Below are 14,695 nucleotides of genomic sequence, written 5' to 3' on the forward strand. Positions count from 1 at the left end.
AGCCTATGCGGGTGGTGTGCCCAGATCGCGGAGCAACGCGGCCGGGACGATCAGGTCGGCGCGCTCGCGGGTGGCCAGGATGATCTGGGCGTTGCGCTCGTCGGTGCCGGTGGCCCACTCGACCGCGTCGGCCTCGTCCTTGCCGAACCGCCGGTGCCGGTCGATCAGCCGGGTGATGCGTTCCTCCTGGTCGAGGTCGGCGTACCAGACCTCGGTGAGCAGCGGCGCCACCTTCGGCCACGGCCCGTCCCCGACCAGCAGGTAGTTGCCCTCGGAGACGATCAGGCGGGCGCTGCGGAAGACCGGGATGGCGCCGGCGATGGGCTGCTCGATGACCCGCTCGAAGCCCGGCGCGTAGATCACGTCGTCCTCGTCGTCGTGCAACCGCTTGAGCAGGGCGGCGTACCCGAGGGCGTCGAACGTGTCCGGGGCACCCTTGGCGTCGCGCCGGCCGAGGCGCGAGAGCTCGACGTCGGCGAGATGAAAACCATCCATGGGTACGTGGGCGGCCCACTCGGAGTCGATCGCCTTCACCAGTTCCTCGGCCAGCGTCGTCTTGCCCGCGGCCGGGGCGCCGGTGATCCCCAGAACCGCCCGGCGCCCGTCCTTGACCAGCGCCTTCGCACGCCGGACGAGGTCGTCGAATGTCATGCCGCCACGCTACATACGAACCGTCTCGTTCTCACCGGCGTCCGGCTGCTTGCCGGTCACGGCGGCCTTGGCATAGCCGATCATGGTCAGCACAGTGCTGCTGTGCGCGGCGTCCCAGTACTCGGCGGTGTCGGCGTGGACCTTGACCAGGGTGAGGCCGGGCGTCTCCAGGCCCTCCGGGAACCACGCCTTGAGGGCCGGGCTCCACAGCTCCTCGGCTTTCTTCGGCGCGTCGGCGCGCATCGCCTCGCCCGAGATCGAGATCCAGGCCTTCTGCTTGCTGTCGCTGAACGATACGTTCACCTGCGGGTTGGCGCCGATCTGGGCGACCAGGTCCGAGTCGCCGTACGCGAAGAACCACAGGTCGCCGTCGAACTCCACGTCCTGCACGGCCATCGGCCGGCTCACGTGCTTCCCGTCCGCGGTCATCGTGGTCAGCATGCAGATGCGGGCGTCCTTGACCAGTTCCTTGACGGTCTCCCGCTTCTCCTGCTCGGTCTTCTCGGCCACGGGATGCTCCCTTGCACTCGGGTGGGTTGTCCCCGGGTGACTTCCCTCAGCCGCGCCACCCAACCATCCCGCGCCGTGCCCCGCCCGGCCGAGCGGCGGCCCGGGAAAAGGTGGCCGGGCGACGGCGCCACCAGTCGTCAGATGCCGAGGCGGAGCGCGGCGACACCGGCCGGGGACAGCGGGCGGGCGGTGGCGCGGAGGAGGTCGCCGTGGACGCAGGCCGGCAGCTGCTCGCCCAGGGTCTTCAGGGCCGGGTAGAGGTCGAGGACGTCGCGGTGGCTGAGGGCGCCCACGCCGATCAGGAGGCCGTTGACCGAGGACGGGTTGCGGGCCAGTTCGGCGCACAGTTCGTGGCGCCAGTCGGGGCTCTCGACGCGGGTGGCGAACTCGCGGGCGATGCGGTTGCTGGCGGTGAACGCGAACTCGGCGGCCGCGTGGCGTCCGGAGCGGGCCAGGACCGGGGCCAGGCGTACGCCGATGCCCAGGCGTAACGCCAGTTCGGGGACGGTCAGCACGTCCAGGCCGAAGCCGCAGGTGTCGCAGAGCCGCTGGAAGGTGCGCGCGTGCACCACGGTCGCGGGGCGCGGGCAGTCGCCGACCGGGCCGCAGACGGTGTCCATGATGATCTCGGCGAGGGTGCCCTCCTCGTCGAAGCGCCCGACGCCGAAGAAGCTGGCCGGGGTGGCCCGGTACCGGGCGAGCGCGGCGCGTTCGGAGGCGTAGCCGTCCGGGTCGACACCGATGCGGGGCACATTGAGGTGGGTGTTCAGCTGAATGAGCCGGAACATGGGCCGCTCCCGAGGGTAGTGCTGTGCTGTGTCTGCCTCGGGGTACGGGCGAGGGACGGTTGCGGTTCAGTCCTTACTTTGAGTAAGCGAAAAACTGCGCTTACTGCGGTGGCCCGTCATCCGGAAGCAGTCGAAGGTTACGGCGTGTAGTGCGTACACGCCAGCCGTCAGGAGTGCCAGCATCACGGTGAGGATCGCTGTGAGTGATCCGTCCAGGACCCGCCAGGCCACCGGCAGCGCGGTGATGCCGAGCACCACCGCCGCCTGGACGGCCGACTCGGCCAGTCGTAGCGGGTCGATCGCACGGTTTCCGGTCATGGTGAGTCACCCTGCCGTCCGGGGCCACCCGGCCGCTTCTGTCCGCCGACCGATCCACGGCTATGACTTTCGGCCGAGTACGGGGGTCGGCCGATGCGGTCGAGCTTGATCGTCCGTTGGTCCGGTGCTTGCCCGAAAACGCCTCAGATGCCTGCTGACCTGCGGTTCGAGCACTAACGTGGGCCGGGCGAATCTCGAAGGTCGGGTAGCCGCCGTCCGATAGGGGTGTGGTCCGGTAGCGAACGAGGAAGGATTGCGGTGACCGACACGGCGACGCCGGCCTGGGAGACCCTGCCGGCCCTGATGTATCACTCGGTGTCCGCCATCGGCGGGCCGCTGGGTGACCTGGCCGTGCCGCCGAGCCGCCTGACCGAACAGCTGAGCGCCCTGACCGCGGCCGGTTACCGCCTGGTCGGGCTGGCCGAGGCGCTCGACCGGCTGGACCAGGGTGAGAGCGCCGACCGGCTGGTCGCGGTCACCTTCGACGACGGCTATCGCAACTTCCTCACCGCCGGCCTGCCGGTGCTGGCCGAGACCGGCGCCCGGGCCACCCTGTACGCCTCGGTCGGCCACCTCGGCGACCGGGCCGGCTGGCTGGGCCGCTGGGCCCCCGACTTCGGCCGCCTGCTGACCTGGGACGAGCTGGCCGAGGTGGCCGACGCCGGCGTCGAGATCGGCAACCACAGCCTGATCCACCACCCGCTCGACGTGCTGCCCGAGGACCAGCTGCGCACCGAGATCGTCCGCAGCCACGACGAGTTGGAGCAGCGGCTGCAGCGCGAGGTCCGCGGCTTCGCCTACCCGCACGGCTACAACGGCCGGCGGGTGCGCGACATGGTGCGGGAGCTCGGGTACGACCACGCGACCGAGGTCGGCCGCCGGTTGCACCGCCCGGCCGAGCACCGGTTCGCCGTGCCGCGCCTGCAGCCGACGCCCGCGCACTCCGGCGCCGACCTGGTGGCGATGGTGGCCGGCGGCGGCTCGCAGCTCGTGCCGCAGATGAAGCGCCTGGCCCAGCCGGCCTGGCGGGTGGCGCGGAAAGTGGCCCAGCGCACCGGACGGAAGCTCACGTGAACGGCGGAGCGCACCGCGCGCCCAGCCGCGTCGGCCGGCGGAAGGCCCTGGCCGGGATCGCCGCGCTGGCCGTCGCGCCCGCCGCCGCGGTCGTCGTGACCCAGGTGCGCGGGAAGACCACGGCCGCCGAGGCGACGACCGGGCCGTCCCACGCGCCGTCGGCCGGCGCCTCCACGCCGGCCAAGGGCTCCAAGCCGTCCGGCGTGGCCGTGGTGGCCAAGGGCGGGGGACCGGTGCCCTACGTCCGGGGCAGGACGATGCTGGGCGCGTACCTGGACCTGGAAGGCTTGTCCGAGACGGAGGCGATCAAGCTGCGCCGCCGGCAGACCGGGCGCGACCCGCGGATCCTGCACCAGTTCTTCGCGTGGCAGGACACCCTGCCGCGGTCGCTGCCGTGGCTGCCGGACGACTCGTACCCGATGATCTCCTGGCGTGGCACCGACCACGGCTCGATCCTGTCCGGGAAGTTCGACGACCTGATCGCGCGGAACGCCAAGCAGCTCAAGCGGCTCGGCCGGCCGGTGCTGCTGCGCTGGGGCTGGGAGATGAACGGCGACTGGTACCGCTGGGGCGGCGCCCAGAACAACAACAACCCGGCCGGCTACGTCCGCAGCTGGAAGCGGATCCGGGAGATCTTCGCCGACCAGAAGGCCGACAACGTCTCCTGGGTGTGGAGCCCCAACTGGAACGACAAGCCGGCCGCGGCCTGGAACGCCAAGCCGAAGTTCTACCCGGGCGACGACATGGTCGACTGGGTCGGCGTCTCCGGCTACAACCTGAACCGCGAGTTGCCCGGCGCGCTCTTCCAGGGCATCTACGACCTCTACGGCGGCAAGAAGCCGCTGATGATCACCGAGGTGGGTTCGGTCGACCGCGGCGGCCGCACCAAGGCGGACTGGACGACAGCCCTGGCCACCTGGGTGAAGCAGCACCCCGCGGTCGGCGCGGTGGTCTGGTTCGACACCGACACGCACTACAACTATCACGAGAAGTGGCGGGTGGACACCGACCCGGAGTCGCTGGCCGCGTTCGTCGCGATGGCCAAGGACCCCCACTTCGCCGCCTGAGCGGGGTCGATCTCGAACGACGTTCCCCGCCGGTACGCCCGATCGAAGCCGTCGTCGCCCAGGGCGGCGCGTCCCCGCCGCACGAGCTCGCGGACCTGCGGGTCGGAGTGGTCGTGGGCGCCGCGCAGCCGGGCGGCGACCCCGAGCAGGACCGCGGCCTCCTCGGTCCGCCCGTGCGCGCCGGCCAGCGCGGCCGAGGCCACCGCGGCCAGCGACAGGACCGGCCGGTCGCCGGTCGCCCGGGCCGCCGCGTACGCCGTCTCCAGCGCCCTCTCCGCGCCGGGCCGGTCGCCCAGCTCGACCAGGACCGACGCCCGGACCCCACCGACCAGCGCCCGCGCGTGGTCACCGGGGAACGCGGTTGCGCCGCGCAGCGCCCGGTCGGCGCGGTCGAGCAGGTCCCGCGCCCGGTCCACCTCGCCGAACCGGGCCCGGAAGCCGGCCTCCCACGCGTCGACCAGGGCCCGCATCTCCCGCGAGCGCGCTCGCAACGCCCGCTCCCGGGCCACGCCGATCATGGCCAGGGCCCGGTCGTTGTCACCCCGCCGCAGGTGCAGGTCGACCCAGCGCAGGTCGACGAACACCTCGTCGCCCAGGCTGAGCGAACCGAACTCGGCGGCCAGCGACCGGGCCTCGCCCAGGTCGGCCAGCGCGCCGTCGAGGTCGCCGTCGTACTGCCGGAGCTGGGCCCGGAGCGGCAGCGCGGTCGCCCGCCCCCACCGGTCGCCGGCCCGGCGGAAGCAGGACAGCGCCGCCTCCACGTCGTCGCGGACGGTGTCGAGCTCACCCGAGTTCTCGGCCAGCTCGGCCCGGAACAGCCGGGCCGGGCCGGCCAGCCGCTCGTCGTCGCCGGCCAGCCGGTCGAGGATCGTCCGCGCGGCCGCCGGGTCGTTCAGCGGGAACGCCAGCGCGACGGCGGTGAGCGCGCCGGTGCTGCCGGGAAGGTCCGGATATCCCCGGAGCCGGTCGGCCAGGTCGGCCGGCCGCGGTCCGGCGTCGCCCTGGTTGAACCGGCGGATCGCCTCGGCGCAGTCCCGTTCCCGCCCCGGCTCGCCGCCGGGCACCGCGAGCGCCTCGCCGAGCCAGAAGGCGGCGTCGGCGCGCCGGCCGAACATGTGCCAGTACCAGGTCAGGCTCAGGGCGAGGCCGATCGCGCCGGCGGCGTCGCCGGTGTCGCACCGCCGGCGCAGGGCGGCCAGCACGTTGTCGTACTCGGCGGTGATCACCCGTACCGCCGCCGCCTGTTCCGGTCCGCGCAGCTGAGGGTCGTGGGTGCTCATCAGTTCGGCACAATGCCGGGCCGCGCGGTCGCCTGCCTCGCCCAGGGCGCCCTGCGCGGCGAGGCGCTCGAGGCCGTACTCGCGCAGGGTTTCGAGCATGCGGTAACGGCCGGGTTCGGGCGCGAGCTGGAGGATCGATCGGTCGACGAGCCCGGCCAGGTCGCCGTTGCCGGGGCTGACCGCGGCGGCCGAGGCGGTGGTGATGCCGCCGGGCAGGATCGCGACGCGGTCGGCCAGGCCGCGTTCCTGATCGGTCAGCAGGTCCCAGCTCCAGGCGATCACCGCGCGGAGCGTGCGGTGCCGGGGCGGCGCGGCCCGGCTGCCGGTGGTGAGCAGCCGGAACCGGTCGGAGAGCCCGGCGTCCAGCTCGGGCAGCGACATCGTCCGGAGCCGGGCGGCGGCCAGCTCGAGGGCCAGCGGCAGGCCGTCCAGGGCGCGGACGACGTTGATGATCCGCGGCAGCGTCGACGGGTCGACGTCGAAGCCGGGGCGGACGGCGGCGGCCCGCTCGGCGAACAGGCGCACCGAGGCCGTCCGGCGGGCCGCGTCCAGGCCGTCGTCCGGGGCGGGCAGCGCCAGCGGGCCGAGGGGCACGAGCGCCTCGCCGCCGATCGCGAGCGGCTCGCGGCTGGTGGCCAGCACCCGCAGCTCGGGGTGGCGGGCGAGCAGGCCGGCGACCAGGATGGCGACGGCCTCGATCAGGTGTTCGCAGTTGTCGATCAGCAGCAGGGCGTCCCGGCCGTCGAGTTCGCCGGAGAGCCCGCCGAGCCGGGATCGGCCGCTCCTCAGCCCGATCCCGGCGAGCACGGCCGCGTCGACCTTGGCCGGCTCGGTGACCGGGGCGAGGTCGATCATCCGGACGCCGTCGCGGTGGTCGTGGCGGCGCCGGCGGGCCGCCTCGACGGCCAGGCGCGTCTTGCCCGCCCCGCCCGGACCGAGCACGGTGACCAGGCGCCCGGCCGCGAACAGCGCGTCGATCCGGGCCAGGTCGTCGTCGCGGCCGATCAGCGCGGTCAGGGGTGCGGGCAGATTGTCCGGCCTGGGCCCATCCGATCCGGGCCCGTCCGATCCGGTACGCAGCAGACGCAGGTGCCGCTCGCGCAGCGCGGCGCCGGGGTCGGCGCCGAGGCGGTCGGCCAGGGCGAGCCGGGTCTGCTCGAAACGGTCCAGGGCCTCGGCCTCCCGGCCCTGGGCGGCGAGCGCATCCATCAGCAGCGCGGCGGCCCGCTCGTCCGCCGGGTGCTCGGCGAGCAGGGCGGTCAGGCGTACCCCCGCTTCGGCCGCCTTTCCCAGCATGAGCTCGGCCTCGCCGAGGTCGGCGACGGCCTCCACCGCCGCGTGGCGCAGCCGGGTCGCGACCGCCGGGGCCACCGCCGCGATCGCCGCCGGATCGCCCCAGAGCTCGAGTGCCTCCCGCAGCAGCACCGATGCGGTGGTCGCGTCGCCCGCGTGGAGGCGGTCCCGGCCGTCGGCGGCGAGCCGCTCGAACCGCAGCGCGTCGACGTCGGCCGCGGTCACGTCCAGGCGGTAACCGCCCGCGGCCTGGGTCACCTCGCCGGCCGCGCCCAGGGTCCGGCGCAGCCGCGAGACGAGGGTCTGCAGGGCGTGGGCGGCGCCGGCCGGCGGGTCGTCGGGCCAGATCGCGTCGACCAGGGCGGCCTGCTCGACCGGGTGACCACCGGCCAGGGCCAGCCGCACGACCAGGCTCTGGAGCCGCGCGCCGGGAACCGGGACGACCGCGTCACCGCGAGCCACCCGCACGGCGCCGAGCAGCGTCACGTCCACCCTCCGATCTTGTCAGGCCCGCGTCAGCGTCGTGTGTGCGCCGTGCGAGCGGCCCCGGCCAGGGTGGGCGGCATGACTGATGACCTGTGGGTTCGTACCTGGGGCGCCTCGCCCCAGGCGCCCGGCGCGGCGGTCGCCGCCCTCGACCCGTTCGCCGACGCCACGCTGCGCCAGGTGGTGCGGATCAGTGGCGGCGGCCGCCGGGCGCGCGTCCGATTCACCAACGAGTACGGGACGGCGCCGCTCCGGATCGGCGCGGCGCGCGTGGGCGACCACGTGCTGACCTTCGGCGGGCGGCCCACGGCCCTCGTCCCGCCGGGCGCGCCGATCGTCAGCGACCCGGTCGACCTCTCCCTGCCCGCGCTGTCCACCGTGACCATCAGCCTCTACCTGCCGGAACGGGTGGAATCCGTCACCGGCCACGGCCGGCCGGTGGAGGCGGTGGCGTGGATGATCCCGGGCGACGGGGCGGCGACCCCCACCGAACTCCCGGCGCGGGCGCTGATCTCGGCGGTGGAGGTGGTTCCGGACGGCCCGGCCACCGTCGTCGCGGTGCTCGGCGACTCGATCACCGACGGCATCGGCTCGGCCCCGGACGCGGCCCACAGCTGGCCGGACCGGCTCGCCGCCCGCGGCGGGGGCGCCCTGTACGTGTCCAACCAGGGGATCAGCGGCAACCGGCTGCTCAACGGCGGCCACGGCGACGCCGGTCTGGCCCGGTTCGACCGGGACGTGCTGGCGACACCGGGCCTCAGCCACGTGGTGGTGGCGCTGGGGCTCGGCGACATCGGCATCTCGTACGCTCCGCGCGACCCCGAGCTGGCCGGCTTCCTGACCATGTTCCCGGGCGGGCCGATCACGCCCGGCGACATCATCGCGGGCTACCACCAGCTGATCGCCCGGGCCCGCGGACGCGGGGTGAAGGTGTACGCCGCCACGCTCACGCCGGCCGGCAACGACCCCATGTACTCACCCGAGGGCGACGACGCCCGGCAGGCGGTCAACGCCTGGATCCGCACCGGCGGCGCGTTCGACGCGGTGCTGGACTTCGACGCCGTGTGGCGCGACCCGGCCGGCCCCACCCGCACCCGGGACGGCTTCCACGCGGGCGACGTGCACGGCAGCGACGCCGGCTATCAGGCCCTGGCCGACTCCATCGACCTCGCACTGTTCAAGGGGATCTCTCGTGCATGACGTCGTGATCGTGGGCGCCGGCCCGGTCGGGCTGTTCCTGGCCGGTGAGCTCGGGCTCGCGGGCTGCTCGGTGCTGGTGCTCGAACGGGACGCGGACGCGAGCTCCCCGTGGAAGGCGATGCCGCTCGGGATGCGGGGCCTGAACGCCGGGTCGGTCGAAGCCTTCTACCGCCGCGGGATGCTGCCGTCGCTGCTGGACGCGTCCGGGCTCGGCGAGCTGCCGCCCCGGAGTGTCAGCCACTTCGCCGGCCTGATGCTCGACCCGGCCGACGTGGCCGTGGACGAGCGGCCCGGCCCGGCGCTGGAAGGCATCATGACCAGCCTCGAAGCGGTCGGTTCGGCGGTGGGCGAGCGGGCGGTCGAGCTCGGCGTCGAGATCCGGCGCGGCGTCACGGTGACCGGCGTCGTCCAGGCCGGCGACCGGGTGGTCGTGCGGGCCGGCGACGACGAGTACCCGGCCCGCTGGGTGGTCGGCTGCGACGGCGGGCGCAGCACGGTGCGCGCGGCGGCCGATTTCGCCTTCACCGGCACCGAGCCCCAGCTCACCGGCTACCTCATGCTCGCCACCATCGCCGAGAAGGAGAAGCTGAGCCCGGGCTTCACCCTGACGCCGACCGGCATGTACATCCGGCCGCCGGGCAACGGCTACGTCGGCCTCATGGACTTCGACGGCGGCGCGTTCGACCGCTCGCGGCCGCCGTCCCGGGACCACCTCCAGGCCGTGCTGCGCCGGGTGTCCGGCACCGGCGTGACGCTGAGCGAGGTCCACCTGGCGTCCAGCTTCACCGACCGGGCCATGCAGGCGACGACCTACCGCCGGGGCCGGGTGCTGCTGGCCGGCGACGCCGCGCACATCCACTCGCCGCTCGGTGGGCAGGGACTCAACCTCGGCCTGGGCGACGCGATGAACCTGGGCTGGAAGCTCGCGGCGACCGTACGCGGAACCGCGCCGGACGGCCTGCTCGACACCTACACCCGCGAGCGTCATCCGGTCGGCGCCCGGGTCCTCGACTGGTCGCGGGCCCAGGTGGCGGTGATGAGGCCCGGCCCGCACGCCGCGGCGCTCCAGGCCCTGATCCGCGACCTGCTCGGCACCCGGGACGGCACGACCTATGTGTACGAGCGGACCGCCGGCACGTCGATCCGCTACGACCTCGGCCAGGATCATCCGCTGGCCGGCCGTACCGCCCCGGACTTCCGGCTCGTGGACGGCACCCGCCTCGGCGACCTGCTCCAGGCCGGCCGGGGCGTCCTGCTCGACTTCGGGCCCGGCCGCCTGCGCGGCGTCGCTGACGACAGGATCCGGTACGCCACCGGGACGGCCGGGGACGGCCTCGGGGCCGGCGCCGTCCTCGTCCGGCCCGACGGCGTCGTGGCCTGGGCCGGCGAGGACGACCCGGACGCCGTCCGGCGCGCCGCCGCTGAGTGGTTCTAGCGGGTCGCCCGCTCGGCCGCCGTGACCGCGTTGCGGAACAGCATGGCCACGGTGGTCGGGCCGACGCCGCCCACCCGCGGGGTGATCGCCCCGGCCACCTCGGCCACCGACTCGTCGACGTCGGGCAGCAGGCGGCGGCCCTCGTAGCGGACGCCGGCGCCGATCACGGTCGCGCCCGGCCGGACGTGCTCGGGCTGGATGATGCCGGGCACGCCGGCCGCGGCGACCAGGATGTCGGCCCGGCGGGTGTAGCGGGCCCAGTCCGGCACGCCGGTGTGGACCACGGTGACCGCGGCGTTGGCGGTCGGCCGCTTCTGCGCGAGCAGCATCGCCAGCGGACGGCCGATCGTCGCGCCGCGGCCCAGGATGACCACCTCGTGGCCGGCCACCGGGATCTCGTAGTGCGCGAGCAGCGCCTCGATGCCGGCCGGGGTGCACGGGACCGGGCCGGGCCGGCCGCTGGAGAGCCGGCCCAGGTTCAGCGGGTGCATCCCGTCGACGTCCATGTCGGGGTCGACGGTCATCAGGGCGGCGTCGTAGTCGAGGTGGCCCGGGATCGGGTACTGGATGAGCAGCCCGTGCACCGCCGGGTCGTCGTTGAACCGGGCGATCACCCGGTTCAGGTCGTCCTGGTTCGCGTCGGCCGGCAGGTGCTCGTGCGGTGACACGAAGCCCAGCTCGGCGGCCTGCTTCTGCTTGATCCGGATGTACCCGGCGCTGGCCGAGTCGTCGCCCACCAGGATCGTCGCCAGGGCCGGCTCGACACCGCGGGCCCGCAGGTCGGCGGCGCGGCGGGCCACGTCGGCGAGCACCGCGCCGGCGACCGGAGCGCCGGGCAGCAGCCTTGCTGTGTCAGTCATGGGTTCTCCCGCGTGGGCACCCAGGCGGACGGCGCCCACGACCACGCTCCCCGATGGTGGTCGCCATCCTCGGTGCCGCCAGTCGCGTGAGGAAACCAACCTACTACTGCGCCGCCGCCACGATCACCGTGCGGTACGCGGCGGTGTCACCCGCGCGGTACAGGCCGATCGTCATCCGGGTCGCCGAGGGCAGCCGGATGGTGGCGCCCCACGCGCCGTCGCCGCCGGGGATGCGCCGCTCGATGATCTTGTTGCCGGTCGGGTCGGTCACCACCACGGTGTACGGCCCGTCCGCCTCGACCAGGCCGGTCGCCCGGATGTCGACGTCCCAGCCGTTGTCCGCGCCCACCGGGCCGGGCAGGTCGGAGTACAGGGTGGTGACGGTGACCTGGTAGCTGTCGTGCGAGTTGGCGTACGACAGCCAGCTCGCGCCACCGATCACGGCCAGCACCAGCAGCATCGGCAGCAGCTGCTTGACCAGCGTGCGCCGCTCGAGCTTCTGCTCCGGCGAGGTCGGCGCGAACGGACCGGGCGGCGGCTTGGGCGCGTCGTCCCGGAAGACCGGGATCAGCTCGGTCTTCGGGCCCTCCTGCTCGTCCTCCTCCTCGCCCTGCCAGACCCGCTCGGGCACCGCCTTGAGGGTGAGCACGGCCAGGGTGATCCCGGCCAGGCCGAGCGCCCACGAGACCCGGTCGAGCTTGAAGCCGGCCACGTAGAGGAGCAGGCCGGAGACGATCATCGTGCCCAGGCTCAGCCCCGGCACCAGCACGGTCCGCTCGACCGCGCTCAGCGTCCGGTACCGGAAGATCAGCGCGATCAGGGCCAGGCCGGGCAGCAGCAGGCCGAGGGCCAGCCCGCCGGGGATGGCCAGCGCCCGCGGCCCGGCCAGCACCGACGCGGCCGCCGCCACGGTGCCCGCCGCGGTGAGGACCGGCGCCGACAGCAGGACGGGGAGCGCGCGCGCCTTCACCGTCGTGGAGTTCATTACTGCACCCCCATGCGGTAGATGCGGACGGTGCCGTTGTCGTACAGCCGGTCCACGTCGGTCAGCGCGTCGAACTTGGTCAGCTGCCGGGTGGTCAGCGGCTCGGTGATCCGGCCGGCGTGCGGGTCGTTCTCGAAGTACGCCTCGCTCTGCGGCAGCTGGGTGCTGAGCCGGCGGTCGACCACCAGGTAGTTCACCCGGATCGAGGCGACCAGCTCGTCCTCGCTCAGGCCCCACTCGTCGGCGTAGTAGAGCGGGCCGACCTCGCGGACCGGGTCCTGCCGCCCGTACGTGGAGGCCAGTGACACCGAGGTGACGTCGCCGCCGACCCGGTTGCCCGGTCCGAGCACCCGCAGCTCCCACTCGGCCGCGTCCACCCCGTACGCGTCCACCGACCGCTCGAACCCGCCGGCCAGGTACGGGCCCGGCAGCAGCGACCCCAGCGGCGGCCAGCCACCGGCCCGGGCGCCGATCATCAGCAGCGTGACCAGGGCCGAGCCGGCCAGCACCCGGACCACCAGGTTCCGGCCGGTCGGCGGCGGCGTGGCCAGCGCCGGCGCCACCCAGTGCCGTCGTCCCGCCGAGTCCCGGGACGGCAAAATCTGCACCGCCCGGACCAGCGCGATCGCCGCGACGATGGAGATCGGGATGTAGGTGAACGTGGACAGCCGCCCGGCGATCTCCGGCCCGTTCTGCCCCAGGAACCGCACCCCGTTGCCGGCGAAGAAGACCAGGCCGCCGATCACCGCCGCCCAGCGCCAGCTGTCCCGGTCCCGCCGGATGACCATGTCCCGGGCCACCGCGATGAACAGCACGAGCAGCCCGAGCAGGCCGGAGCCCTGCAGGATCAGCTGGTAGATCGGGGCCGCCGGCGCCGCGGTGGACGCGTCGCTGGTGCCGCCCATCAGGGTGTCGATCGTGGTGGCGACCTGCTGGATCGGCTCCTCGAGGTACGAGATCACGTCCCGTGCCACCAGCAGGATCCACGCCGTCACCACGCCCAGCGCGATCAGCGGCATGGCCAGCGCCGACCAGCGCCGCGGCTTCTCGGTGAACAGCTCGGTCACGCCGAGCAGCAGCAGGGTGGCGACCAGCGCGAACGCCGTCACGTGGTGGCTGACCGTGGTCATCGCCATCGAGCCGATCGCGATCACCTGGAACGGCTTGCCGCCCTCGGCCCGCCACCGCCGGGTCGCCCAGATGGTCAGCATGAAGAACGGCAGCGCCGCGGTCTGGTAGAGGAACATCGAGCTGAAGAACAGGTAGTGCAGGGCGGTGGCGTACGTCGCGCAGGCCACCCCGGCGACCGCGGGCGAGTTGCTGGCCCGCAGCACGCAGACGAACAGCACGCCGACGAAGACCAGGTGGGCCACGCCGGCCACGATGATCCCGGCCCCGCTGACCGGCAGCCCGGTCATCGACGCCATCGCCGCGCCCATCTCGGCCAGGCCGGGGAAGTGCACCGCGGGCGGCAGCGCCGGGTTGGGCTGGAACAGCTTCCCGGTCTCCATGATCGTGGTGGTGGCCAGCCAGTGCTGGAGCTCGTCCGGGAACCGGAACTGGTCCGGGCTGTACATCCACTTCAGCAGGTACTGGTTGATGGCCAGGCCCATGACCAGCAGGAACGACTCGGCGACGCCGGCCATCCGGCGGCTCAGCAGGCGCAGCACGACCGGCGTGAAGACGACCACCTGGCCGATCCAGTAGGCGATCGGGGCGCTGCCGGCGCCGGACCGGCCGCCGGTGTAGGCCAGCGCCACGAGCAGCACGCCGAGGCTGGACAGCAGCAGCACCCAGGGCGCGCGGCCCAGGTCGTAGGGTCCGCCGCGGGGCGCCTTGCGGCGCTCGACCTCGGGTTGCGCGAGGGGGGCGGCCACCGGGATCTTCTGGGTACGCACGGAGCGCCCCGGAACGACCGTGATGCGGCGGGTCTCCTCCGCCCCGGGGATGATTCGTCTGGTGCGCTCGCCCGGGATGATCTTGACGGTCTCTTCGCCGGGGATGATCCGGACCGTCTCGTCGATGGCCGGCACGACCGGGATGACCTGCGTCGGGTGCTCGCCGGCCGGGGTCTCGACCTGAGCCTGAGGTTCAGTCTCAGCCTCCACCTGAGGTTGAGAGTCGTCCGGTTCGGCGGCTTCCGCGTCTTCCTCGGCCTGCGCGGGCTCGTCGACGTCCGGCGCGACCGTCGCCACGACGGCGTCCGCCTCCACGACCTCGACGGCCTCCGGCTCCGCCGTCTCGACGACGGCCTCCGGCTCGGCGGTCTCGATCTCGGCTTCGGGTTCGGTCGGGGTCTCGTCCGGCTCTGCCTCAACGGTGTCGGTGGCATCCGGCGCCGCGACCTCCGCGTCCGCGGCCACGGGCTCCTCGGACTCGATTTCAGGCGACTCGACTTCGACCTCGGCCTCAGGCGCCTCGACCTGGGCCTCGACCTGGGCCTCGGGCGCGACCTGGGCCTCGGGCGCCGGCGCCGCGCCGACGGCCGCGGCCGCCTGCGCGGGCGGGATCGGCTTGGCCGGCACGCCCTCGGTCGTCTGGATGTCGGCGATCTTGGTGCGGGTGGCCTCGACCGGCCCGGCCGGCCGCACCCGCGCCTTGCCCCGGGCGGGCTCGACCCGGTTCGGCGGCCGTCCGCCCGGCACCTGGGCCGTGCCGCGGGCGCGGTCGTCCGGCTCGGGCGCTTCCTCGGTCGCGGTCCGGTCGCCGGATCGCTGGTCAGACATCTCGCGGGCCTCCGCGGCGTCG

12 protein-coding genes and 1 riboswitch are annotated in these 14,695 nt (G+C 74.0%); of the genes, 4 read left to right on the top strand and 8 right to left on the bottom strand.

The window, feature by feature from the left end:
- Positions 1 to 3 precede the first annotated feature (3 nt).
- The 4 genes from AB0M54_RS31705 to AB0M54_RS31720 form a co-directional block, all read right to left on the bottom strand.
- The gene (locus AB0M54_RS31705) at positions 4 to 651 is read right to left on the bottom strand and encodes a nucleoside/nucleotide kinase family protein (protein WP_364475357.1); all 648 of its coding nucleotides are present in this window, start codon (positions 649 to 651) and stop codon (positions 4 to 6) included.
- A gap of 9 nt (positions 652 to 660) precedes the next feature.
- Positions 661 to 1,161, bottom strand: coding sequence for a pyridoxamine 5'-phosphate oxidase family protein (locus AB0M54_RS31710; protein ID WP_364475359.1), 501 nt, complete (start codon positions 1,159 to 1,161; stop codon positions 661 to 663).
- A gap of 137 nt (positions 1,162 to 1,298) precedes the next feature.
- Positions 1,299 to 1,949: a hypothetical protein gene (locus AB0M54_RS31715; protein WP_364322915.1), complete on the bottom strand. Its 651-nt coding sequence runs from the start codon at positions 1,947 to 1,949 to the stop codon at positions 1,299 to 1,301.
- Positions 1,950 to 2,015: 66 nt separating this feature from the next.
- Entirely contained in the window at positions 2,016 to 2,267 is a 252-nt protein-coding gene (locus AB0M54_RS31720; RefSeq protein ID WP_364322918.1) for a hypothetical protein, read from the bottom strand.
- A 258-nt stretch (positions 2,268 to 2,525) separates the two neighbouring features.
- Here AB0M54_RS31720 and AB0M54_RS31725 point away from each other — a divergent pair, with 258 nt between their 5' ends.
- Both AB0M54_RS31725 and AB0M54_RS31730 read left to right on the top strand, forming a co-directional pair.
- Positions 2,526 to 3,341 (top strand): polysaccharide deacetylase family protein, encoded by an 816-nt coding sequence (locus AB0M54_RS31725; protein ID WP_364322920.1) that lies wholly within the window; start codon positions 2,526 to 2,528, stop codon positions 3,339 to 3,341.
- Complete coding sequence (locus tag AB0M54_RS31730; protein WP_364475361.1) at positions 3,338 to 4,408, top strand: glycosyl hydrolase; 1,071 nt, start codon at positions 3,338 to 3,340, stop codon at positions 4,406 to 4,408. The genes AB0M54_RS31725 and AB0M54_RS31730 overlap by 4 nt, the downstream gene beginning before the upstream one ends.
- Here the strand turns inward: AB0M54_RS31730 and AB0M54_RS31735 are convergent.
- On the bottom strand, positions 4,324 to 7,473 hold the full coding sequence (locus AB0M54_RS31735; RefSeq protein WP_364475363.1) for a BTAD domain-containing putative transcriptional regulator: 3,150 nt from the start codon (positions 7,471 to 7,473) through the stop codon (positions 4,324 to 4,326). The two genes, AB0M54_RS31730 and AB0M54_RS31735, sit on opposite strands and share 85 nt — an antisense overlap.
- A 72-nt stretch (positions 7,474 to 7,545) precedes the next feature.
- Here AB0M54_RS31735 and AB0M54_RS31740 point away from each other — a divergent pair, with 72 nt between their 5' ends.
- Together AB0M54_RS31740 and AB0M54_RS31745 are read left to right on the top strand one after the other, a co-directional pair.
- A complete protein-coding gene (locus tag AB0M54_RS31740; protein ID WP_364322928.1) occupies positions 7,546 to 8,667 on the top strand; it encodes an SGNH/GDSL hydrolase family protein in 1,122 nt (373 codons plus the stop codon).
- Complete coding sequence (locus AB0M54_RS31745) at positions 8,660 to 10,102, top strand: FAD-dependent oxidoreductase (RefSeq protein ID WP_364475365.1); 1,443 nt, start codon at positions 8,660 to 8,662, stop codon at positions 10,100 to 10,102. Before AB0M54_RS31740 ends, AB0M54_RS31745 begins: the two co-directional genes overlap by 8 nt.
- Here AB0M54_RS31745 and AB0M54_RS31750 read toward each other — a convergent pair.
- The 3 genes from AB0M54_RS31750 to AB0M54_RS31760 all read right to left on the bottom strand — a co-directional run bounded on the left by AB0M54_RS31750 (position 10,099) and on the right by AB0M54_RS31760 (position 14,673).
- Entirely contained in the window at positions 10,099 to 10,962 is an 864-nt protein-coding gene (locus tag AB0M54_RS31750; protein ID WP_364322933.1) for a tetrahydrofolate dehydrogenase/cyclohydrolase catalytic domain-containing protein, read from the bottom strand. The two genes, AB0M54_RS31745 and AB0M54_RS31750, sit on opposite strands and share 4 nt — an antisense overlap.
- 11 nt (positions 10,963 to 10,973) lie before the next feature.
- Positions 10,974 to 11,058: riboswitch (ZMP/ZTP riboswitch) on the bottom strand.
- Positions 11,059 to 11,065: 7 nt separating this feature from the next.
- On the bottom strand, positions 11,066 to 11,947 hold the full coding sequence (locus tag AB0M54_RS31755; protein WP_364475367.1) for a DUF1616 domain-containing protein: 882 nt from the start codon (positions 11,945 to 11,947) through the stop codon (positions 11,066 to 11,068).
- Positions 11,947 to 14,673 carry a hypothetical protein gene (locus AB0M54_RS31760; protein ID WP_364475369.1) on the bottom strand — a complete coding sequence of 909 codons (2,727 nt, stop codon included), beginning with the start codon at positions 14,671 to 14,673 and terminating at the stop codon, positions 11,947 to 11,949. Before AB0M54_RS31760 ends, AB0M54_RS31755 begins: the two co-directional genes overlap by 1 nt.
- Positions 14,674 to 14,695: the final 22 nt, after the last annotated feature.

The organism is Actinoplanes sp. NPDC051470, from assembly GCF_040682035.1.
Classification (GTDB): Bacteria; Actinomycetota; Actinomycetes; order Mycobacteriales; family Micromonosporaceae; genus Actinoplanes.

What these genes read in the sequence shown, in the direction of transcription:
- AB0M54_RS31705 (WP_364475357.1), bottom strand. Translation starts at nt 651, where the DNA reads ATGACATTCGACGACCTCGTCCGGCGTGCGAAGGCGCTGGTCAAGGAC.
- AB0M54_RS31715 (WP_364322915.1), bottom strand. Translation starts at nt 1,949, where the DNA reads ATGTTCCGGCTCATTCAGCTGAACACCCACCTCAATGTGCCCCGCATC.
- AB0M54_RS31720 (WP_364322918.1), bottom strand. Translation starts at nt 2,267, where the DNA reads ATGACCGGAAACCGTGCGATCGACCCGCTACGACTGGCCGAGTCGGCC.
- AB0M54_RS31740 (WP_364322928.1), top strand. Translation starts at nt 7,546, where the DNA reads ATGACTGATGACCTGTGGGTTCGTACCTGGGGCGCCTCGCCCCAGGCG.
- AB0M54_RS31750 (WP_364322933.1), bottom strand. Translation starts at nt 10,962, where the DNA reads ATGACTGACACAGCAAGGCTGCTGCCCGGCGCTCCGGTCGCCGGCGCG.
- AB0M54_RS31755 (WP_364475367.1), bottom strand. Translation starts at nt 11,947, where the DNA reads ATGAACTCCACGACGGTGAAGGCGCGCGCGCTCCCCGTCCTGCTGTCG.
- AB0M54_RS31760 (WP_364475369.1), bottom strand. Translation starts at nt 14,673, where the DNA reads ATGTCTGACCAGCGATCCGGCGACCGGACCGCGACCGAGGAAGCGCCC.